This is a genomic window from Streptomyces sp. NPDC085596 (assembly GCF_044541565.1).
Taxonomy (GTDB): domain Bacteria; phylum Actinomycetota; class Actinomycetes; order Streptomycetales; family Streptomycetaceae; genus Streptomyces.
The window spans coordinates 205,390-222,591 of the sequence record NZ_JBITTC010000008.1; the positions used below are offsets into that span (position 1 = coordinate 205,390).

A 17,202-nucleotide genomic window follows, 5' to 3' on the forward strand; every position below is an offset into this window, starting at 1 on the left:
CGCATTGAATGCGGTGGTGTCACTAGTGGATTGCGCCCGCGCCCCTTACCGGTCACGAGCGGCGGCGGCCCCGGAAGCGGCGGCGCTCGGTCTTCGCCGGCGGGGGCGTCTCGTCCGCCAGCCGTACGACCGGGTCGTCCGGGCCCTCCCGGCCGGCCACCACGGGCAGGTCCGCGCGCTCGGCCTTGGCCCGGTACTGCGCGGCGTCGGCCAGCCGGAACAGCCGCCGGGCGTCGCGCACCGGGCCGATGTCGTGCCCGGTGGAGGCGACCCCGCAGGCCACCCCCTCGCCCAGCTCCAGCGCACCGGCCCGGCGGCACAGTTCCCCGGCCGCCTCGACCACGTCCTCGGCCGACGGCCCGAGGGCCAGCAAGCAGAACTCGTCGCCACCGAGCCGCGCCGCGAGCGCGCCCGGCAGCATCGCCCCGCACAGCGACAGCACCGACCCGAACCGTTCCAGCAGCCGGTCCCCCACCGCGTGCCCATGGGTGTCGTTGACCTTTTTCAGCCCGTTCAGATCGCAGACGACGAGGCTGACGACCACCCCCTCCGCCCGGTGCCGCTCCACCGCCTCCTCAAGGCGTACGTCGACCGCGCGGCGATTGGCCAGGCCGGTGAGGGCGTCGGTGAAGGCGAGGCGGCGGGCCTCCTCCAGCCGCTCGGTCTGCGCGAGCCCGGCCGCGACGACGGCGGCCAGCACGGTGGCGAAGTCGGCGTCCCCCCGGTCGTACACCGGTGCCCCGGCCGCCCGGGCCACGTACAGCTCGCCCCAGGCCCGGCCGTGCAGCACCACGGGCGCGACCACACAGCAGCCCCGGCCCCGGCGGCGCAGCGCGGCGACCCGCTGATGGATGTAGCCGGGGGTGCCCGCGGCCGGCCCCCGCGCGGTCTCCACCCAGGCGTTGGGGCCGCCGCCCCCGGCCCAGCGTTCGTGCAGGAACTCGGTGATCTCCGGGAACTGGTGCACCGGGTACGCCTCCAGCTCCGGGAACTCCTCCTCGTCCTCGGCGCGCTTGCCGACGTTCACCAGGACCCTGAGCCGTCCCCGTTCCCGCTCCCACACCGACAGCGCGGCGAAGTTCCCGGCCAGCGCCCGGCAGGCACCGAGCGCCGCCGCCCGCCAGGACTCCGGCGCCGTGTGCGCGGCCGCCATCCCCTGCGCCAGCCCCACCACGGCAGCGAGCCGATCATCCTCACCCATCACCCCAGGTTAGGGAGAAACGGGCACATCAGGGGCATTGGCGCGGGCGATCAGGTGGCCACCGGGCCGGCCGGCTCACTCCCCCGGCCACTGCGGCGCGCGCTTCTCGTTGAAGGCCGCCACGCCCTCCGCACGGTCGCCGGAGAAGGCCGTCGCCCGCCAGGCCGCGTCCTCGACCTCCAGGCCGGCCCGCAGGTCCAGGCCCTGGCCCAGGCGGAGCGCCCGCTTGGCCGAGCGCAGGCCCACCGGGGAGTTCTTCGCGATCCTCGCGGCCAGCGCGAGCGCCTCCTCGCGGTCCTGGCCCGCCTCGGTGAGCTGGTCGACCAGTCCGAGCGCGGCCGCCTCCGGCGCGTCCACCCGGCGCGCCGAGAAGATCAGCTCGGCCGCGCGCGCCGCGCCGACCCGCCTCGGCAGCAGCTGCGTACCGCCGCCGCCCGGAATCACGCCCACGGACACCTCGGGCAGCCCCACCACGGCCGTCGCGTCGGCCACGATCAGGTCGCAGGCCAGCGCCAGTTCGAAGCCGCCGCCGAGGGCGAAGCCGTGCACCGCCGCGATGACCGGCACCGGCAGCTCCAGCACCCCGGTGTACGCCCCGCGCGCCACGGGGCGCTGCCGGACCAGGTCCGCGTCGCTGAAGGAGTTCCGCTCCTTCAGATCCGCGCCGACACAGAACGCGCGTTCGCTGGAGGACGTCAGTACGACCACGCGGGCGTCCCGGTCGGCGGCGAGCGCCGCGCAGGCGGCCGCGAGGGAACGGGCCATCTCCGTCGACACGGCGTTCATGGCCTTCGGCCGGTCCAGCACCAGCTCAGCCACATGCCCGTGCCTCCGCACCAGCACGAACTCCCCGTACCGCTCCTCGCTCATGACACCCTCCGGTTAACGCGGGTTAACACACTGTCGGGCCGATCATCGCAGCAGGACCGGTCCCCGGAAAAGAGCAGCCCCCACCCGTTCGGGTGACGACCCGGCCGACCCGGCCCGGACCACCCACACGAGCGCATAGCGTCCCCCTCGGCTGACGCGCCCGGCGGCGCGCGGCGGGGAGGAGCGGAGCGCATGACACCCAGACGGCGGAAGTCCGCGACGCCTCCACCCCGACTCCCTGCCGAATCGATTCCCCTGGTGTCGTCCCCGGCGCGCATCCCCACCGACCCGACCAAGCCACCGGGACCGTCGTTCCGGGTGCGTACGGGGGCGGGAGCGACGTGGGGAGAGGCCGACGGCCGGCCACAGACGGGGCCGAAGCGGTCCGAGACGCGCGGTCGGGCGAAGGCGGGCGTGGCCGACGCCGCCGGACCGCCGAAGGCGGCCACAGCCCCGGCCGCCCCTCCCGTCGTTCCCACCCCAGCCGCCGCCACGGCGGTGCTCCCCCTGCTCCCGGAGCCCGCCCCCCTCACCCGGACCCAGCGTGCCGTGGCCGTGCTGCGGCACGGTCGGCACCGGCGGGGGCGGCGGCGGGTCGTTCTGCTGGTGGGGGCGGCCGTGCTCGCCGTCGCGGTGCTGAGCCTCGTACGGATCGCGCCGGATGCCGGACCCGGCACCGCCGAGGCGGAGCCCCGGCAGCCGTGGAAGCTGGGCGCCGATCCCTCGCCGGGCGTGTCCACCACCGTCGTCGCCGTCCCGTCGGCCGCGCCCGCGGGAGCCTCCGCCCTGGGGTCGGCGCGTCCCACGCCGAGCGGCACGGTCACGCCCGACGCCGAGGCGACCCCTACGGTCACCGCGCCCACCGGCCGCCCCAGCGAGCCCCCACCGCCACCCACCACCGCCGACGTGCCGCAGCCCCAGGCCACGACGCACGCCCCTCCGGAAGCCCCCGCCGAAGCCCCCGCACCAGCGCCCACGCCGACACCGGCCCCGACGCCGGCCCAGAGCAGCACAGCACCCCCGCAGAACGGCAAGGGCGTCTGCGTACCGGTGCTGGGGGTGTGTCTGGAGTTGCGGGGCCGGTAAGGCCCGTCAGCTCGCTTCGTCCCGGCGGGCGAGCAGCCATGGCTCGACCATGCCCAGGCCGCGCACCGAGCGCTGCCACATCGACTGGAGGGCGAAACGGTACTGCGGGGGCTCCTCGCCCTCCTTCTCGGCGGTGGCGACGGCCTCCGCCGCGTCCGCCTCCGAGGCGGGCGCCAGACCGGCGCGGATCAGCTCCTCCGCGAAGGCGCTGTCGACCAGTACGGCGTCGCGCGGCGCTATCGAGGTCAGCCGGGAGGCGAGGTTCACGGTCGTGCCGAACACGTCGCCCATCCGCGTGGTCACCGTGCCGAGCGCCATGCCGACCCGCAGCTCGGGCATCGTCTCGTCGTTGGACAGCGTCTCGACCAGGCGCAGGGCGATGTCGGCGGCGGTGGCCGCGTCGTCGGCGACGTACAGCACCTCGTCGCCCAGGGTCTTGATGAGGCGGCCGCCGCGCGCGGCCACCAGGTCGGCGGCGGTCGTCTCGAACGCCTCGACCAGCTCGCCCAGCTCCTCCTCCTCCATCCGGCGGGTGAGCCGGGTGAAGCCGACGAGGTCGGCGAAGGCGACGGCGAGGCGACGGTCGACCATCTCCTCGTCGTCCACGTTCTGCACCACCCGCCCGGCGGACGCGGCGAGCTGGCGGCGCCAGACGTAGACGAGGAACTCCTCCAGCTCGGGCAGGAGCAGTTCGATGATCGGGTACGTGACCTCGGTGCGGGTCATGCCGGGCTCGGGGGGCTCGGTCAGGCCCTCCAGGAAGGAATCGATCTGCCATTCGGCCAACCGGGCGGTGGTCTGTCCGGTGGAGCGGGCCACCTGCACCGCCATGGCCTCGCTGAGCAGCCCCGCCTCGACCAGACCGGCCAGACGGCGCAGGGCGAGTACGTCGGCCTCGGTGAGGGCCTTGGCCTGGCCGATGTCGGCGAAGCCCATGGCCCGCCAGAAACGGGACGCCAGCTCCATGGAGACACCGGCGCTACGGGCGGCCTGGAAGGGGGTGTAGCGCCGCTCGGCGCCGAGGATCAGCTGTTCGAGGCGGAGGGCGAGCGGGTCGTCGCCGGGGTCGGGGGCATCGGGGTCCACCCGGCCCTCCGCGCCCGCGCCGGAGCCCGTGTCGTCGACGCTCACGCCTGCTGCCCTTCCGATCTGCCGCGGTCAGGTACCGACCGGCCTCAACTCTACGGCAGGTGTGCGCCAGCTCACTCCGCTGGGACCGCCCACCCGGACGCACCTTCCACCCCCTGGAAGCACCGCCCCGCGCGCACAGCGCACGACGGGAGCGCGGCCCGCCGTCCCCACGCCCCTCTGCCCACTTTCCCCGGCCGGGAACGCCCGCGACGCCCCTTACGCCGGGCGCAGATGCACGATGTCCCCGGCCCCCACGGCCTCCCGCGTCCCCTTCTCGGTGGCGATGACCAGCCGCCCGTCCCCGTCGATCGCCACGGCCTCCCCCACCAGGTCCCGGTCGCCGGGGAGTTCCGCGCGGACCTGGCGGCCGAGGGTGGCGCAGCCGGCCGCGTAGGTCTCCTGGAGGGTGCTGGCGACGGGGTCACCGGCGGCGGCGCGCCAGCGGTCGTACCAGGTCTCCAGGGAGCGGAGCACGGAGCGGAGCAGCGTGTCGCGGTCCGTGCTCACGGCATTGGCGAGGGCCAGGGAACCCGCCTGGGGAACGGGGAGTTCGTCGGCGCGCAGGGTGACGTTGAGGCCGACGCCGACCACCACGCCGTCCTCCCCCGCCCGCTCGGCCAGGATGCCGCCCGCCTTGCGCTCGTCGCCGTCGACTGTGACCAGCAGGTCGTTCGGCCACTTCAGGGCGGTGTCGACGCCGGCCGCGCGGGACAGGCCGGTGGCGACCGCGACGCCGGTCAGCAGCGGCAGCCAGCCCCAGCGCTCCAGCGGCACGTCGGCGGGGCGCAGCAGTACGGAGAAGAAGAGCCCCGAGCGCGGCGGAGCCGTCCAGCGCCGGTCCAGCCGCCCGCGCCCCGCCGTCTGCTCCTCGGCGACCAGCACCGCGCCCTCCGCCGCCGTACCGGAGGCCGCGCGGGCGACGAGGTCGGAGTTGGTGGAGCCGGTGCGCTGGACCACGTCGACCGAGGACCACAGCCCGCCCTCCCGGACGAGCGCGTGGCGCAGCGCGGTCCCGTTGAGCGGCGGGCGGTCGAGGTCGGACCAGCGGCTGGGGCCTGAGGCATTGTGCGGCGTCATGCAAGTCACCCTAGGTGTGGGAAAGACCGCACTCCTCGGAGGTGGGCCCCGCACTACGCTACGGATGAGTAATCGTCCCCCCTTTTGAGCAGGCAGGGAGCCGCATCCCGATGTCCGAGCCGGAAGAGCGTCACGACACCGATATCCACACGACCGCCGGGAAGCTCGCGGATCTCCAGCGGCGCATCCACGAGGCGACGCACGCCGGCTCGGAACGCGCGGTGGAGAAGCAGCACGCCAAGGGCAAACTGACGGCGCGTGAGCGCATCGAACTCCTCCTGGACGACGATTCGTTCGTCGAGCTGGACGAGTTCGCCCGCCACCGCTCCACCAACTTCGGCCTGGAGGCGAACCGTCCGTACGGCGACGGTGTCGTCTCCGGGTACGGCACCGTGGAGGGCCGTCCGGTGGCCGTGTTCTCGCAGGACTTCACCGTCTTCGGCGGTGCCCTCGGCGAGGTCTACGGCCAGAAGATCGTCAAGGTAATGGACTTCGCGCTGAAGACCGGCTGTCCGGTCATCGGCATCAACGACTCCGGCGGTGCCCGTATCCAGGAGGGGGTCGCCTCGCTGGGCGCGTACGGCGAGATCTTCCGCCGCAACACCCATGCCTCCGGGGTGATCCCGCAGATCAGCCTGGTCGTCGGCCCGTGCGCGGGCGGCGCGGTGTACTCCCCCGCGATCACCGACTTCACGGTGATGGTGGACAAGACCAGCCACATGTTCATCACCGGCCCCGACGTGATCAAGACGGTCACCGGTGAGGACGTCGGCTTCGAGGAACTGGGCGGCGCGCGCACGCACAACACCAACTCCGGTGTGGCTCACCACATGGCGGGCGACGAGAAGGACGCGATCGAGTACGTCAAGCAGTTGCTGTCGTACCTGCCGTCCAACAACCTCAGCGAGGCCCCGGTGTACCCGGAGGAGGCGGACCTCGCGCTCACCGACGAGGACCGCGAGCTGGACACCCTCGTGCCGGACAGCGCGAACCAGCCGTACGACATGCACACGGTGCTCGAACACGTCCTGGACGACGGGGAGTTCTTCGAGACGCAGGCCCTGTTCGCGCCGAACATCCTCACCGGCTTCGGCCGGGTGGAGGGGCGCCCGGTGGGTCTGGTCGCCAACCAGCCGATGCAGTTCGCGGGCTGCCTGGACATCACGGCGTCCGAGAAGGCCGCCCGGTTCGTGCGCACCTGCGACGCGTTCAACATCCCGGTGCTCACCTTCGTGGACGTGCCCGGCTTCCTGCCCGGTGTGGACCAGGAGCACGACGGCATCATCCGCCGCGGCGCCAAGCTGATCTACGCCTACGCCGAGGCCACCGTCCCGCTGATCACCGTCATCACCCGCAAGGCGTTCGGCGGCGCGTACGACGTGATGGGCTCCAAGCACCTGGGCGCCGACCTCAACCTGGCCTGGCCGACCGCGCAGATCGCGGTGATGGGCGCGCAGGGCGCGGTCAGCATCCTGCACCGCCGCACGATCGCCGAGGCGGAGGCCGCCGGCGCGGGCGAGGAGACGCGGGCGCGGCTGGTCCAGGAGTACGAGGACGCGCTGCTCAACCCGTACGTGGCGGCCGAGCGCGGCTACGTCGACGCGGTGATCATGCCGTCGGACACCCGCGCGCACATCGTCCGGGGCCTGCGTCAGCTGCGTACGAAGCGGGAATCCCTGCCTCCGAAGAAGCACGGCAACATCCCCCTGTAGGACAGCGCCGACGGGAGCCGTCATGAACATCAAGGTCGTACGAGGCAATCCCACCCCGGAGGAGCTGGCCGCCGCACTGGCGGTGGTCCGCGCCCGCGCCGTGGCGGCGGCGGAGTCGCCGTCCGGCGCGGCGGGGCCGAGGGACGCGTGGTCGGACCCGGCCCGGATCGCGGGCCGCCGCCTGCCCCCGCCGGGCCCGGTCTCCTGGTCCCGCACCTACTGGCCGGGCTGAGCCGAAGGGGAAGCCCGGGGGAACCTGAGTACGGGTACTCAGGCGCGCGGGCCGGGCCGCGCCCCAGGCTGGAGCCATGCTGTGGTCAGACCCGGAGGACGAGCCGCCCGAGGAACTCCGTCACATGGAGGAGAAGCTCAGGCGGCTCGGCCTGTTCATGGCCCTGGCCATGGTGCTGGCGATGATCGTCATCGGGCTGAGGTGACCGCCGGGGTGAACAGGGCGGCGGCGCTAGGCTGATCGCATGACTGACCAGCAGCGCCGTCTCGTTCTCGCCTCCCAGTCCCCCGCCCGTCTGGGTCTGCTGCGGCAGGCCGGGCTGGCGCCCGAGGTGATCGTGAGCGGGGTGGACGAGGACGCCGTCAGCGCCCCCACCCCGGCCGAGCTGGCGCTCGCCCTCGCCGAGGCCAAGGCGTCCGTGGTGGCGGCCCGGCCCGAGGTCCAGGGGGCGCTAGTGATCGGCTGCGACTCGGTGCTGGAGCTGGACGGGCAGGCGCTCGGCAAGCCCGCCGACGCCGAGGAGGCCACCGCCCGCTGGAAGGCGATGCGCGGCCGCGCCGGGGTCCTGCAGACCGGGCACTGCGTGTGGGACACCACGGCCAAGCGGTACGTGTCCGCGACCGCCTCCACCGTGGTCCGCTTCGGCGACCCCACGGACGAGGAGATCGCCCGCTACGTCGCCTCCGGCGAGCCCCTCCATGTCGCCGGGGCCTTCACCCTGGACGGCCGGTCGGCGCCGTTCATCGAGGGCATCGAGGGCGACCACGGCAACGTGATCGGCATCAGCCTGCCGCTGGTCCGCAAGCTGCTGCGCGAACTGGGTGTCGGAATCACGGAGTTGTGGGCGCCGTCCGAGTGACGTGGCCCGTGTCGGCCGTACGGCCCTGAGCGTCACCCGTAGGGGTGGACGTGGGCTTCGGCTCGGGGGCGGCCTCGGGGGCGCCGCCCTGTCCAGGCGTGTCACCGGCCGGCCGGGCGCCCGCGTCGCGTGGACGGTCGTACGTCATCAGGAGCAGCACCAGCAGGGCGAGGACCACCATCAGCGCCAGGAACGCCCCCGGGCCCACCAGGCCCCACGCCACCGCGCCCAGCAGGGCGTTCACCACGGCGGCGCTGATCAGCAGGACGCGGCCCAGGCCGGCCGGGGCGCGGTCGCGCACCGCGACCAGGAGGGCCACCAGGGCGCAGAAGGCGAAGTAGAGCCCGAAGACCACGGCTCCCACCTTCGAGGACGTCGCCATCACATCGGGGTCGAGGCCGGCCAGCGACATGTGCTGGCTGTCCACCACCATGCCGAGCAGCCAGTTCACCGCCGCTATGCCGACCGCCTCGGCCAGCAGGACGACCGTCACGATCCAAGCCACCGGTCTGCGCACCACCGGCCCCACCCCACCTTCGCCGTCGCCCCCGCGCGGATCGCCTGTTACCGGCAGTACGCCGGGTCAGCGCGAACGCTACTAACGGGTAGGACGGGGGACAAGACCTTGGTCGGCGGCAAAGAATCATTGGGCCATTCGTAGGGACTCCACAAAGAAACCGCGTGGCCCGCAGCACGCTCTCACAGAGACCTTGGCCACATGACGGGGCTAGGGTTTTCCGGTGGAGTCCTGCGTACCGAGGTGCGACAAGGACTTTCGTGGGTCGAGCGGGCCACGCGTCACGCTCCGTGTGGGCAAGCTCACCATTGGGGACGGGTCGATGTGCCGTGTCGGCTGTCCCTAAACTCGGCTTGTTTCAAGGAGGGAGCCTCAATCGTGCACAAGGTGCTCATCGCCAACCGTGGCGAAATCGCTGTCCGTGTGGCGCGGGCCTGCCGGGACGCAGGGATCGCGAGCGTGGCCGTGTACGCCGACCCGGACCGGGACGCTCTGCACGTCCGGGCCGCGGATGAGGCGTTCGCCCTGGGCGGTGACACCCCGGCCACCAGCTATCTGGACATCGAGAAGGTCCTGAACGCGGCGCGGGAGTCCGGCGCGGACGCGATCCACCCCGGCTACGGCTTCCTCTCGGAGAACGCCGAGTTCGCCCAGGCCGTGCTGGACGCGGGCCTGACGTGGATCGGCCCGCCGCCGCAGGCCATCCGGGACCTGGGTGACAAGGTCGCCGCCCGGCACATCGCGCAGCGCGCGGGTGCTCCGCTGGTCGCCGGCACGTCGGACCCGGTCTCCGGCTCCGACGAGGTCGTGGCCTTCGCCAAGGAGCACGGCCTGCCGATCGCCATCAAGGCCGCATTCGGCGGTGGCGGACGCGGTCTGAAGGTCGCCCGCACCCTCGAAGAGGTGCCGGAGCTGTACGACTCGGCGGTCCGCGAGGCGGTCGCCGCCTTCGGCCGGGGCGAGTGCTTCGTGGAGCGCTACCTCGACCGTCCCCGGCACGTGGAGACCCAGTGCCTGGCCGACAAGCACGGCAACGTGGTCGTCGTCTCCACCCGTGACTGCTCGCTCCAGCGCCGGCACCAGAAGCTGGTCGAGGAGGCCCCGGCGCCGTTCCTCTCCGAGGCGCAGGTCGCGGAGCTGTACCGCGCGTCCAAGGCCATCCTCAAGGAGGCCGCCTACGAAGGCGCCGGCACCTGTGAGTTCCTGGTCGGCCAGGACGGCACGATCTCCTTCCTGGAGGTCAACACCCGCCTCCAGGTCGAGCACCCCGTGACCGAGGAGGTCGCCGGGATCGACCTGGTCCGCGAGATGTTCCGCATCGCGGACGGCGAGGAGCTGGGCTACGGCGACCCCGAGCTGCGCGGGCACTCCTTCGAGTTCCGCATCAACGGCGAGGACCCGGGCCGGGGCTTCCTCCCCGCCCCCGGTACGGTCACCCGCTTCGAGGCGCCGGCCGGCCCCGGTGTCCGCCTGGACGCCGGTGTGGAGTCCGGGTCGGTCATCGGCCCGGCGTGGGACTCCCTGCTGGCCAAGCTGATCGTCACCGGCCGCACCCGCAAGGAGGCGCTGGAGCGCGCCGCGCGGGCGCTGGACGAGTTCCAGGTCGAGGGCATGGCCACGGCCATCCCGTTCCACCGCGTGGTGGTCCGGGACGCGGCCTTCGCCCCGGAGCTGACCGGCTCCAAGGACCCCTTCACGGTCCACACCCGCTGGATCGAGACCGAGTTCGTCAACGAGATCAAGCCCTTCACCGCCCCCGCCGACGCGGACGCGGACGAGGAGCTGGGCCGTGAGACGGTCGTGGTCGAGGTGGGCGGCAAGCGCCTGGAGGTCTCCCTCCCCTCGTCGCTCGGCATGTCCCTGGCCCGCACCGGCCTCGCGGCGGGCGCCAAGCCCAAGCGCCGCGCGGCCAAGAAGTCCGGCCCCGTCGCCTCCGGCGACACCCTCGCCTCCCCGATGCAGGGCACCATCGTCAAGGTGGCCGTCGAAGAGGGTCAGACGGTCCAGGAGGGCGACCTGATCGTCGTCCTGGAGGCCATGAAGATGGAACAGCCCCTCAACGCCCACCGAGCGGGCACCGTCAAGGGCCTCCTCGCCGAGATCGGCGCCTCCATCACCTCGGGCGCCCCGATCTGCGAGATCAAGGACTGATCCGAGGGAACAGCTCGAAGCGAACGCCCGGCCCGGAGCCGGGCGTTCGTCATTTCCCGGTACGCATCTCCCGATGCCGTTCCTCGGCCACCTTCAGCAGGAGCGTGCGCAGCCGTTCGCGGGAGCGGCCACGGGTCTTGACCGTGTGGCAGTTGGGGCAGAGCGCGACCATCTGGCCGGGGTGGTCGCGGCCGCCCAGGGCCAGGTCCCGCACATGGTCGACCTCCAGCAGCGGCAGCCCCCGGTCGGTCAGCTCCGCCGGCTGCCCAGCGCACTCCGGGTTCTCGCAGCGCCCCTCGCTGCGCCCCAGCACCAGCAGCCGGGCCGCCCGCGAGCGCCGGGGCCGGCTGCCACCGGCGGCGGCCCGCGTGCCGTGCCTCTGCTCCTCCGTCAGCTCCAGCAGACGGCAGCCCTGTTCGTACTCGGCGGCGGTGACGAGCCAGGGCTCCGGGTCGCCCGGGCGGGCACCGGGCAGCTCCAGGTCCAGCGGGTCCGGCTCCGGCTCGGTGGCCGTCTCGGGCTCGGAGTACGGCAGCCCGAGCCGGGCGAGGAGCGGGGCCGGGTCATGGTCGGCGAAGTACAGCTCCAGCAACTGTTCCCGCACGGCGAGCCGGGTGACGGCGGAGTACCGGAAGAGGTCGTAGACCTCCTCGGTCGGGCCGCCCAGTGGCTGTCGCTCGGTGAACCAGCGGCGCGGGTCGCCGTGGGCGGTGGGCGCGTCGTCCTGGCCGGGCAGTGACCACAGTCCGTCCCGGCTGAGGGACGCCACCGGATAGTGGGGGCGCGCAGGCACTCCCTGGGCGGCCAGCAGCCCGGCCAGCTCCCGCTCCGTCTCGGACCAGGGCAGCAGCCGCTCCGCACCACGCAGGGCCCGCGCCATGGCCCACAGCAGGGTGACCGGCTTGTACAGCGCCGGCCCGCCGGAGGAACGGTTCACCCGGAGGTGGGTGAGGCGGTGGAGCAGATCCTCCGGGGCCGTGCGGTCGGGGTGCGCCTGGGTCATGCCCGGAACCCTACGCAGGGTGTGCGGTCACGGCGTACCCCGCCGAGTTGCTACCTGCGGCGCAGGTCGGCCACTCGGGGGCGGTCGGTGGGCTGGTCGTTGAGGACGCCGCGGAGGGCGGCGCCAGGGACCTGGCCGCGGCGAGGGCCGGGGAGTTGGGAGGAGCGCTGGCCGCGGGGGGCCTGGGGCTGGTCGGGGGCCGGGGCGCCGGTCGCTCCGGCCACGGAGATCTGCACGCCCTGGTCGGCCAGGGCCTGGAGTTCGGTGACGGCGCGGTCGTCGTGGGCCGGGGGCTCGTCGGTGACCAGGCGGGTGATCGCCTCGGTGGGCACCGTACGGAACATGGTGTCCGTGCCCAGCTTGGTGTGGTCGGCGAGGACCACGACCTCGGAGGCGGCCTGGACCAGGGCCCGGTCCACGGAGGCCGACAGCATGTTGGACGTGGACAGGCCACGCTCGGCGGTCAGACCGCTCCCGGAGAGGAACGCCTTGGAGACGCGCAGACCATGGAGGGACTGCTCGGCGCCGGAGCCGACAAGGGCGTAGTTGGAGCCCCTGAGGGTGCCGCCGGTCATGACGACCTCCACCCGGTTGGCATGGGCCAGCGCCTGCGCCACCAGCAGGGAGTTGGTGACCACGGTCAGGCCGGGCACCCGGGCCAGCCTGCGGGCCAGCTCCTGGGTGGTCGTACCGGCGCCGACCACGATGGCCTCGCCCTCTTCGACGAGTCCCGCGGCGAGATCGGCGATGGCCGTCTTCTCCGCGGTCGCGAGATGCGATTTCTGCGGAAAGCCGGATTCTCGCGTGAACCCGCCCGGCAATACCGCACCGCCATGCCGGCGGTCTAGGAGTCCTTCTGCCTCCAGAGCGCGCACGTCCCGCCGTACGGTCACTTCGGAGGTCTGGACGACGCGGGCGAGTTCACGGAGCGACACGGCCCCATTGGCTCGCACCATTTCGAGGATCAGTTGACGACGTTCTGCAGCGAACACGAAACTGACAGTAACCCCAACGACCGTCTGCTTTCAGCAGTTTGCGCCGAATAGCAGAAGTTGTTCGCAACCGGACCCCGGAACTGATATAGGGCCTTACCGGCCGACTATGCCGCCCGCATGGGCCCGTCCGGTCAGCCCGCCCCGCCCGACTTGCGGGACTGCAACTGCCGGGCCACCTCGGCGATCGAGCCGGACAGCGACGGGTAGACGGTGAACGCCTTGGCGATCTGCTCGACCGTCAGGTTGTTGTCGACCGCGATCGAGATGGGGTGGATGAGCTCCGAGGCGCGCGGCGCGACGACCACACCGCCGACCACGATCCCGGTGCCCGGCCGGCAGAAGATCTTGACGAACCCGTCCCGGATGCCCTGCATCTTCGCGCGCGGGTTGCGCAGCAGCGGCAGCTTCACCATGCGCGCGTCGATCTTGCCCGCGTCCACGTCGGCCTGGCTGTAGCCGACGGTGGCGATCTCGGGGTCGGTGAAGACGTTCGAGGAGACCGTCTTGAGGTCCAGCGGGGCCACCGCGTCGCCGAGGAAGTGGTAGACCGCGATACGGCCCTGCATCGCCGCGACGGAGGCCAGCGCGAACACGCCGGTCACGTCACCGGCCGCGTACACGCCGGGCGCGCTGGTGCGGGAGACCTTGTCGGTCCAGATGTGCCCGGACTCGCGCACCTTGACCCCGGCCTCCTCCAGGCCGAGACCGGCGCTGTTCGGGATCGCGCCGACCGCCATCAGGCAGTGCGTACCGGTGATGACGCGGCCGTCGGCGAGGGTGACCTCGACCCGGTCGCCGACCCGCTTGGCGGACTGGGCGCGGGAGCGGGCCATCACGTTCATGCCGCGGCGGCGGAAGACGTCCTCCAGCACGGCGGCGGCGTCCGGGTCCTCGCCGGGCAGCACGCGATCGCGCGAGGAGACCAGGGTGACCTTGGAGCCGAGCGCCTGGTAGGCACCGGCGAACTCGGCGCCGGTGACGCCGGAGCCGACCACGATCAGCTCTTCGGGCAGCTCGGTGAGGTCGTAGACCTGGGTCCAGTTCAGGATGCGCTCGCCGTCCGGCTGGGCGTCGGGCAGCTCGCGCGGGTGACCGCCGGTGGCGATGAGCACGGCGTCGGCGGTGAGGGTCTCCTCGGTGCCGTCGGCGGCGGTGACGACGACCTTGCGGGAGCCGTCGAGGGCCTGCATGCCCTCCAGCCGGCCCCGGCCGCGCATGACACGGGCGCCGGCGCGGGTGACGGAGGCGGTGATGTCGTGGGACTGGGCGAGGGCGAGCCGCTTCACCCGGCGGTTGACCTTGCCGAGGTCCACGCCGACCACGCGGGCCGCCTGCTCGATGTGCGGGGTGTCGTCGGCGACGATGATGCCCAGCTCCTCGTAGGAGGAGTCGAAGGTGGTCATCACCTCGGCCGTGGCGATGAGGGTCTTGGACGGCACGCAGTCGGTCAGCACCGACGCCCCGCCCAGACCGTCGCAGTCCACGACGGTCACCTCCGCGCCGAGCTGGGCGGCCGTCAGCGCCGCTTCGTATCCGCCGGGTCCGCCACCGATGATCACGATCCGAGTCACGTACCCCATTGTCCCGCACCCCGCGAGAAGCGAACGCGCCGGGGCCGCTCCCAGGGGCGGAGACGCCGGTACGGGCCGACGGGACCGGAGTTTTCACAGTGCCGCGTGGGGCGGAATGCATCACCGGTCAATCACGCGCAGCCGTTTTGCCCAGCCTTTGTCGAAATCTGCATGACAACGATCGCATTCCCATGGGCGCTGTCATCTACGCGCGTAGGAGAACACCGGCTACCCTCGTCGGCGTGAACGCATCTCTCCTTCCGGACGACCGCCAGGGCGACCCGCACGCCGCCGCCGACGCCGCCGCCGCGCGCCTGCGCGAACTCACCGGCGCCGAGACCCACGACGTCGCCCTCGTGATGGGCTCCGGCTGGGCCCCGGCCGTGGACGCCCTGGGCGAGCCCGACGCCGAGTTCCAGGTCACCGAGCTGCCCGGCTTCCCGCCGCCGGCCGTCGAGGGGCACGGCGGCAAGATCCGCTCGTACACCTTCGGTGACAAGCGCGCGCTGGTCTTCCTGGGCCGCACCCACTACTACGAGGGCCGTGGCGTCGCCGCCGTCGCGCACGGGGTGCGCACCGCCGTCGCCGCGGGCTGCAAGACCATCGTGCTGACCAACGGCTGCGGCGGCCTGCGCGAGGGCATGCGCCCCGGCCAGCCGGTGCTGATCAGCGACCACCTGAACCTGACGGCCACCTCCCCGATCGTCGGCGCCAACTTCGTCGACCTCACCGACCTGTACTCGCCGCGCCTGCGCGCCCTGTGCAAGGAGATCGACCCCTCCCTGGAGGAGGGCGTCTACGCGCAGTTCCCCGGCCCGCACTACGAGACCCCGGCCGAGATCCGCATGGCCCGCGTCATCGGCGCGGACCTGGTCGGCATGTCCACGGTGCTGGAGGCCATCGCCGCGCGCGAGGCGGGCGCCGAGGTGCTGGGCATCTCCCTGGTCACCAACCTCGCCGCCGGCATGACGGGCGAGCCGCTGAACCACGAGGAGGTCCTCCAGGCGGGCCGCGACTCGGCGGCGCGCATGGGCGAGCTGCTGGGACAGGTGCTGAACCGGCTGTAGCCCGACGGCGGCAGCGGACGGAATCGAGAGAGAGGTTCACCCGAGGTGCAGGACGAAGTGATCGCACGGGCCCAGGCGTGGCTGGCCGAGGACCCCGACGCCGAGACCCGCGAGGAGCTGGCCAAGCTCATCGACGCCGGGGACGTCGGGGAGCTGACCGCGCGCTTCAGCGGCACGCTCCAGTTCGGCACCGCCGGGCTGCGCGGCGAGCTGGGCGCGGGCCCGATGCGGATGAACCGCGCCGTCGTCATCCGTGCCGCCGCCGGTCTCGCCGCGTACCTGAAGGCCAAGGGGGAGACGGGCGGCCTGGTCGTCATCGGCTACGACGCCCGGCACAAGTCGGCCGACTTCGCGCGGGACACCGCCGCCGTGATCACCGGTGCCGGACTGCGCGCCGCCGTGCTGCCGCGCCCGCTGCCCACCCCGGTCCTCGCCTTCGCCATACGGCACCTGGGCGCGGTCGCGGGCGTGGAGGTCACGGCCAGCCACAACCCGCCGCGCGACAACGGCTACAAGGTGTACCTCGGCGACGGCTCCCAGATCGTGCCGCCCGCCGACGCCGGGATCGCCGCCGAGATCGACGCGGTGCGCGCGCTGGCCGACGTGCCCCGGCCGGAGTCCGGCTGGGAGGTGCTCGGCGACGAGGTGCTGGACGCGTATCTGGCGCGTACGGACGCGGTGCTCGCCGAGGGCTCGGCCCGTACCGCCCGTACCGTCTACACGGCGATGCACGGCGTCGGCAAGGACGTGCTGCTCGCGGCGTTCGCGCGGGCCGGGTTCCCGGAGCCGGTGCTGGTGGCCGAACAGGCCGAGCCCGACCCGGACTTCCCGACCGTGGCCTTCCCCAACCCGGAGGAGCCCGGCGCGATGGACCTCGCCTTCGCGGCGGCCCGCGCGACCTCGCCGGACCTCGTGATCGCCAACGACCCGGACGCGGACCGCTGCGCGGTGGCCGTACGCGACGGCGACGGCGACGGCTGGCGGATGCTGCGCGGCGACGAGGTGGGCGCGCTGCTCGCCGCCCACCTGGTGAGCCGGGGCGTCACCGGCACCTTCGCGGAGTCCATCGTCTCCTCCTCCCTCCTCGGCCGGATCGCCGAGAAGGCCGGGCTGGGCTACGAGGAGACCCTCACGGGCTTCAAGTGGATCGCCCGCGTGGACGGCCTGCGCTACGGGTACGAGGAGGCGCTCGGCTACTGCGTGGACCCCGAGGGCGTGCGCGACAAGGACGGCATCACGGCGGCCCTGCTCATCACCGAGCTGGCGTCGGAGCTGAAGGAGTCGGGGCGGACCCTGCCCGACGTCCTGGACGACCTCGCGCTGGAGCACGGTCTGCACGCCACGGACCAGCTCTCGGTGCGGGTGGAGGACCTGTCGGTCATCGCGGACGCGATGCGCCGCCTGCGCGAGCGGCCGCCGGTCCGGCTCGCCGGTCTGGCGGTCACCTCGGCGGAGGACCTCACCCGTGGCACGGCCACCCTCCCGCCCACGGACGGCCTGCGCTACACCCTGGACGGCGCCCGCGTCATCGTCCGCCCGAGCGGCACCGAGCCCAAGCTGAAGTGCTACCTGGAGGTCGTGGTCCCGGTCGCCGACCGCGACGCCCTCCCGGCGGCCCGCGCGAAGGCGGCGGAGCTGCTGGCGGAGATCAAGCGGGACCTGTCGGGGGCTGCGGGGATCTGAGAAGTGCTTGCCGCGCCGGGCCGATCCTTCGACGGGCGGGCCCGGCG

16 protein-coding genes are annotated in these 17,202 nt (G+C 73.1%); 8 read left to right on the plus strand and 8 right to left on the minus strand.

Features of this window, described 5'->3' with window-relative positions:
- Positions 1-52: 52 nt before the first annotated feature.
- Positions 53-1,201, minus strand: a complete 1,149-nt coding sequence (locus ACIGA3_RS23675) for a diguanylate cyclase domain-containing protein (RefSeq protein ID WP_399719000.1) — start codon at positions 1,199-1,201, stop codon at positions 53-55.
- A gap of 75 nt (positions 1,202-1,276) precedes the next feature.
- Positions 1,277-2,071, minus strand: a complete 795-nt coding sequence (locus tag ACIGA3_RS23680) for an enoyl-CoA hydratase/isomerase family protein (protein ID WP_399719002.1) — start codon at positions 2,069-2,071, stop codon at positions 1,277-1,279.
- A gap of 414 nt (positions 2,072-2,485) precedes the next feature.
- Between ACIGA3_RS23680 and ACIGA3_RS23685 the strand changes: the two genes are divergently transcribed.
- Complete coding sequence (locus ACIGA3_RS23685) at positions 2,486-3,157, plus strand: hypothetical protein (protein WP_399719005.1); 672 nt, start codon at positions 2,486-2,488, stop codon at positions 3,155-3,157.
- Positions 3,158-3,163: 6 nt separating this feature from the next.
- Here ACIGA3_RS23685 and ACIGA3_RS23690 read toward each other — a convergent pair whose 3' ends face one another.
- Both ACIGA3_RS23690 and ACIGA3_RS23695 read right to left on the minus strand, forming a co-directional pair.
- Positions 3,164-4,288, minus strand: a complete 1,125-nt coding sequence (locus tag ACIGA3_RS23690; protein WP_399719007.1) for an adenylate/guanylate cyclase domain-containing protein — start codon at positions 4,286-4,288, stop codon at positions 3,164-3,166.
- Positions 4,289-4,504: 216 nt separating this feature from the next.
- Complete coding sequence (locus ACIGA3_RS23695) at positions 4,505-5,365, minus strand: biotin--[acetyl-CoA-carboxylase] ligase (RefSeq protein WP_399719009.1); 861 nt, start codon at positions 5,363-5,365, stop codon at positions 4,505-4,507.
- A 110-nt stretch (positions 5,366-5,475) separates the two neighbouring features.
- Between ACIGA3_RS23695 and ACIGA3_RS23700 the strand changes: the two genes are divergently transcribed.
- The 4 genes from ACIGA3_RS23700 to ACIGA3_RS23715 all read left to right on the plus strand — a co-directional run bounded on the left by ACIGA3_RS23700 (position 5,476) and on the right by ACIGA3_RS23715 (position 8,168).
- Positions 5,476-7,077, plus strand: coding sequence for an acyl-CoA carboxylase subunit beta (locus ACIGA3_RS23700; RefSeq protein ID WP_399719011.1), 1,602 nt, complete (start codon positions 5,476-5,478; stop codon positions 7,075-7,077).
- A gap of 22 nt (positions 7,078-7,099) precedes the next feature.
- Complete coding sequence (locus tag ACIGA3_RS23705) at positions 7,100-7,309, plus strand: acyl-CoA carboxylase epsilon subunit (RefSeq protein WP_399719013.1); 210 nt, start codon at positions 7,100-7,102, stop codon at positions 7,307-7,309.
- Positions 7,310-7,385: 76 nt separating this feature from the next.
- On the plus strand, positions 7,386-7,514 hold the full coding sequence (gene mmpB, locus ACIGA3_RS23710; RefSeq protein ID WP_267881259.1) for a morphogenic membrane protein MmpB: 129 nt from the start codon (positions 7,386-7,388) through the stop codon (positions 7,512-7,514).
- Positions 7,515-7,553: 39 nt separating this feature from the next.
- Complete coding sequence (locus ACIGA3_RS23715; RefSeq protein WP_399719016.1) at positions 7,554-8,168, plus strand: Maf family protein; 615 nt, start codon at positions 7,554-7,556, stop codon at positions 8,166-8,168.
- Here ACIGA3_RS23715 and ACIGA3_RS23720 read toward each other — a convergent pair.
- A complete protein-coding gene (locus tag ACIGA3_RS23720) occupies positions 8,140-8,673 on the minus strand; it encodes a hypothetical protein (protein ID WP_399719019.1) in 534 nt (177 codons plus the stop codon). The two genes, ACIGA3_RS23715 and ACIGA3_RS23720, sit on opposite strands and share 29 nt — an antisense overlap.
- Before the next feature lie 390 nt (positions 8,674-9,063).
- On the opposite strand from ACIGA3_RS23720, the gene ACIGA3_RS23725 reads away from it, so the two are divergent.
- Complete coding sequence (locus tag ACIGA3_RS23725; RefSeq protein WP_399719021.1) at positions 9,064-10,836, plus strand: acetyl/propionyl/methylcrotonyl-CoA carboxylase subunit alpha; 1,773 nt, start codon at positions 9,064-9,066, stop codon at positions 10,834-10,836.
- Between the two features lie 49 nt (positions 10,837-10,885).
- Here ACIGA3_RS23725 and ACIGA3_RS23730 read toward each other — a convergent pair whose 3' ends face one another.
- From ACIGA3_RS23730 to ACIGA3_RS23740, 3 genes are all read right to left on the minus strand, one after another.
- A complete protein-coding gene (locus ACIGA3_RS23730) occupies positions 10,886-11,839 on the minus strand; it encodes an HNH endonuclease signature motif containing protein (RefSeq protein ID WP_399719024.1) in 954 nt (317 codons plus the stop codon).
- A 50-nt stretch (positions 11,840-11,889) separates the two neighbouring features.
- On the minus strand, positions 11,890-12,795 hold the full coding sequence (locus ACIGA3_RS23735; protein WP_399719276.1) for a DeoR/GlpR family DNA-binding transcription regulator: 906 nt from the start codon (positions 12,793-12,795) through the stop codon (positions 11,890-11,892).
- A 170-nt stretch (positions 12,796-12,965) separates the two neighbouring features.
- Entirely contained in the window at positions 12,966-14,414 is a 1,449-nt protein-coding gene (locus ACIGA3_RS23740) for an NAD(P)H-quinone dehydrogenase (protein WP_399719027.1), read from the minus strand.
- A 233-nt stretch (positions 14,415-14,647) separates the two neighbouring features.
- Here ACIGA3_RS23740 and ACIGA3_RS23745 point away from each other — a divergent pair, with 233 nt between their 5' ends.
- The gene (locus ACIGA3_RS23745) at positions 14,648-15,472 is read left to right on the plus strand and encodes a purine-nucleoside phosphorylase (protein WP_030806759.1); all 825 of its coding nucleotides are present in this window, start codon (positions 14,648-14,650) and stop codon (positions 15,470-15,472) included.
- 45 nt (positions 15,473-15,517) lie between these two features.
- Positions 15,518-17,155, plus strand: coding sequence for a phospho-sugar mutase (locus ACIGA3_RS23750; protein WP_399719030.1), 1,638 nt, complete (start codon positions 15,518-15,520; stop codon positions 17,153-17,155).
- Positions 17,156-17,202: the final 47 nt, after the last annotated feature.

Excerpts from the sequence above, each read along its gene's own strand:
- ACIGA3_RS23675 (WP_399719000.1), bottom strand. The coding sequence starts at position 1,201 with ATGGGTGAGGATGATCGGCTCGCTGCCGTGGTGGGGCTGGCGCAGGGG.
- ACIGA3_RS23680 (WP_399719002.1), bottom strand. The coding sequence starts at position 2,071 with ATGAGCGAGGAGCGGTACGGGGAGTTCGTGCTGGTGCGGAGGCACGGG.
- ACIGA3_RS23735 (WP_399719276.1), bottom strand. The coding sequence starts at position 12,795 with ATGGTGCGAGCCAATGGGGCCGTGTCGCTCCGTGAACTCGCCCGCGTC.
- ACIGA3_RS23705 (WP_399719013.1), top strand. The coding sequence starts at position 7,100 with ATGAACATCAAGGTCGTACGAGGCAATCCCACCCCGGAGGAGCTGGCC.
- ACIGA3_RS23700 (WP_399719011.1), top strand. The coding sequence starts at position 5,476 with ATGTCCGAGCCGGAAGAGCGTCACGACACCGATATCCACACGACCGCC.
- ACIGA3_RS23695 (WP_399719009.1), bottom strand. The coding sequence starts at position 5,365 with ATGACGCCGCACAATGCCTCAGGCCCCAGCCGCTGGTCCGACCTCGAC.
- ACIGA3_RS23740 (WP_399719027.1), bottom strand. The coding sequence starts at position 14,414 with ATGGGGTACGTGACTCGGATCGTGATCATCGGTGGCGGACCCGGCGGA.
- mmpB (WP_267881259.1), top strand. The coding sequence starts at position 7,386 with ATGCTGTGGTCAGACCCGGAGGACGAGCCGCCCGAGGAACTCCGTCAC.
- ACIGA3_RS23715 (WP_399719016.1), top strand. The coding sequence starts at position 7,554 with ATGACTGACCAGCAGCGCCGTCTCGTTCTCGCCTCCCAGTCCCCCGCC.
- ACIGA3_RS23730 (WP_399719024.1), bottom strand. The coding sequence starts at position 11,839 with ATGACCCAGGCGCACCCCGACCGCACGGCCCCGGAGGATCTGCTCCAC.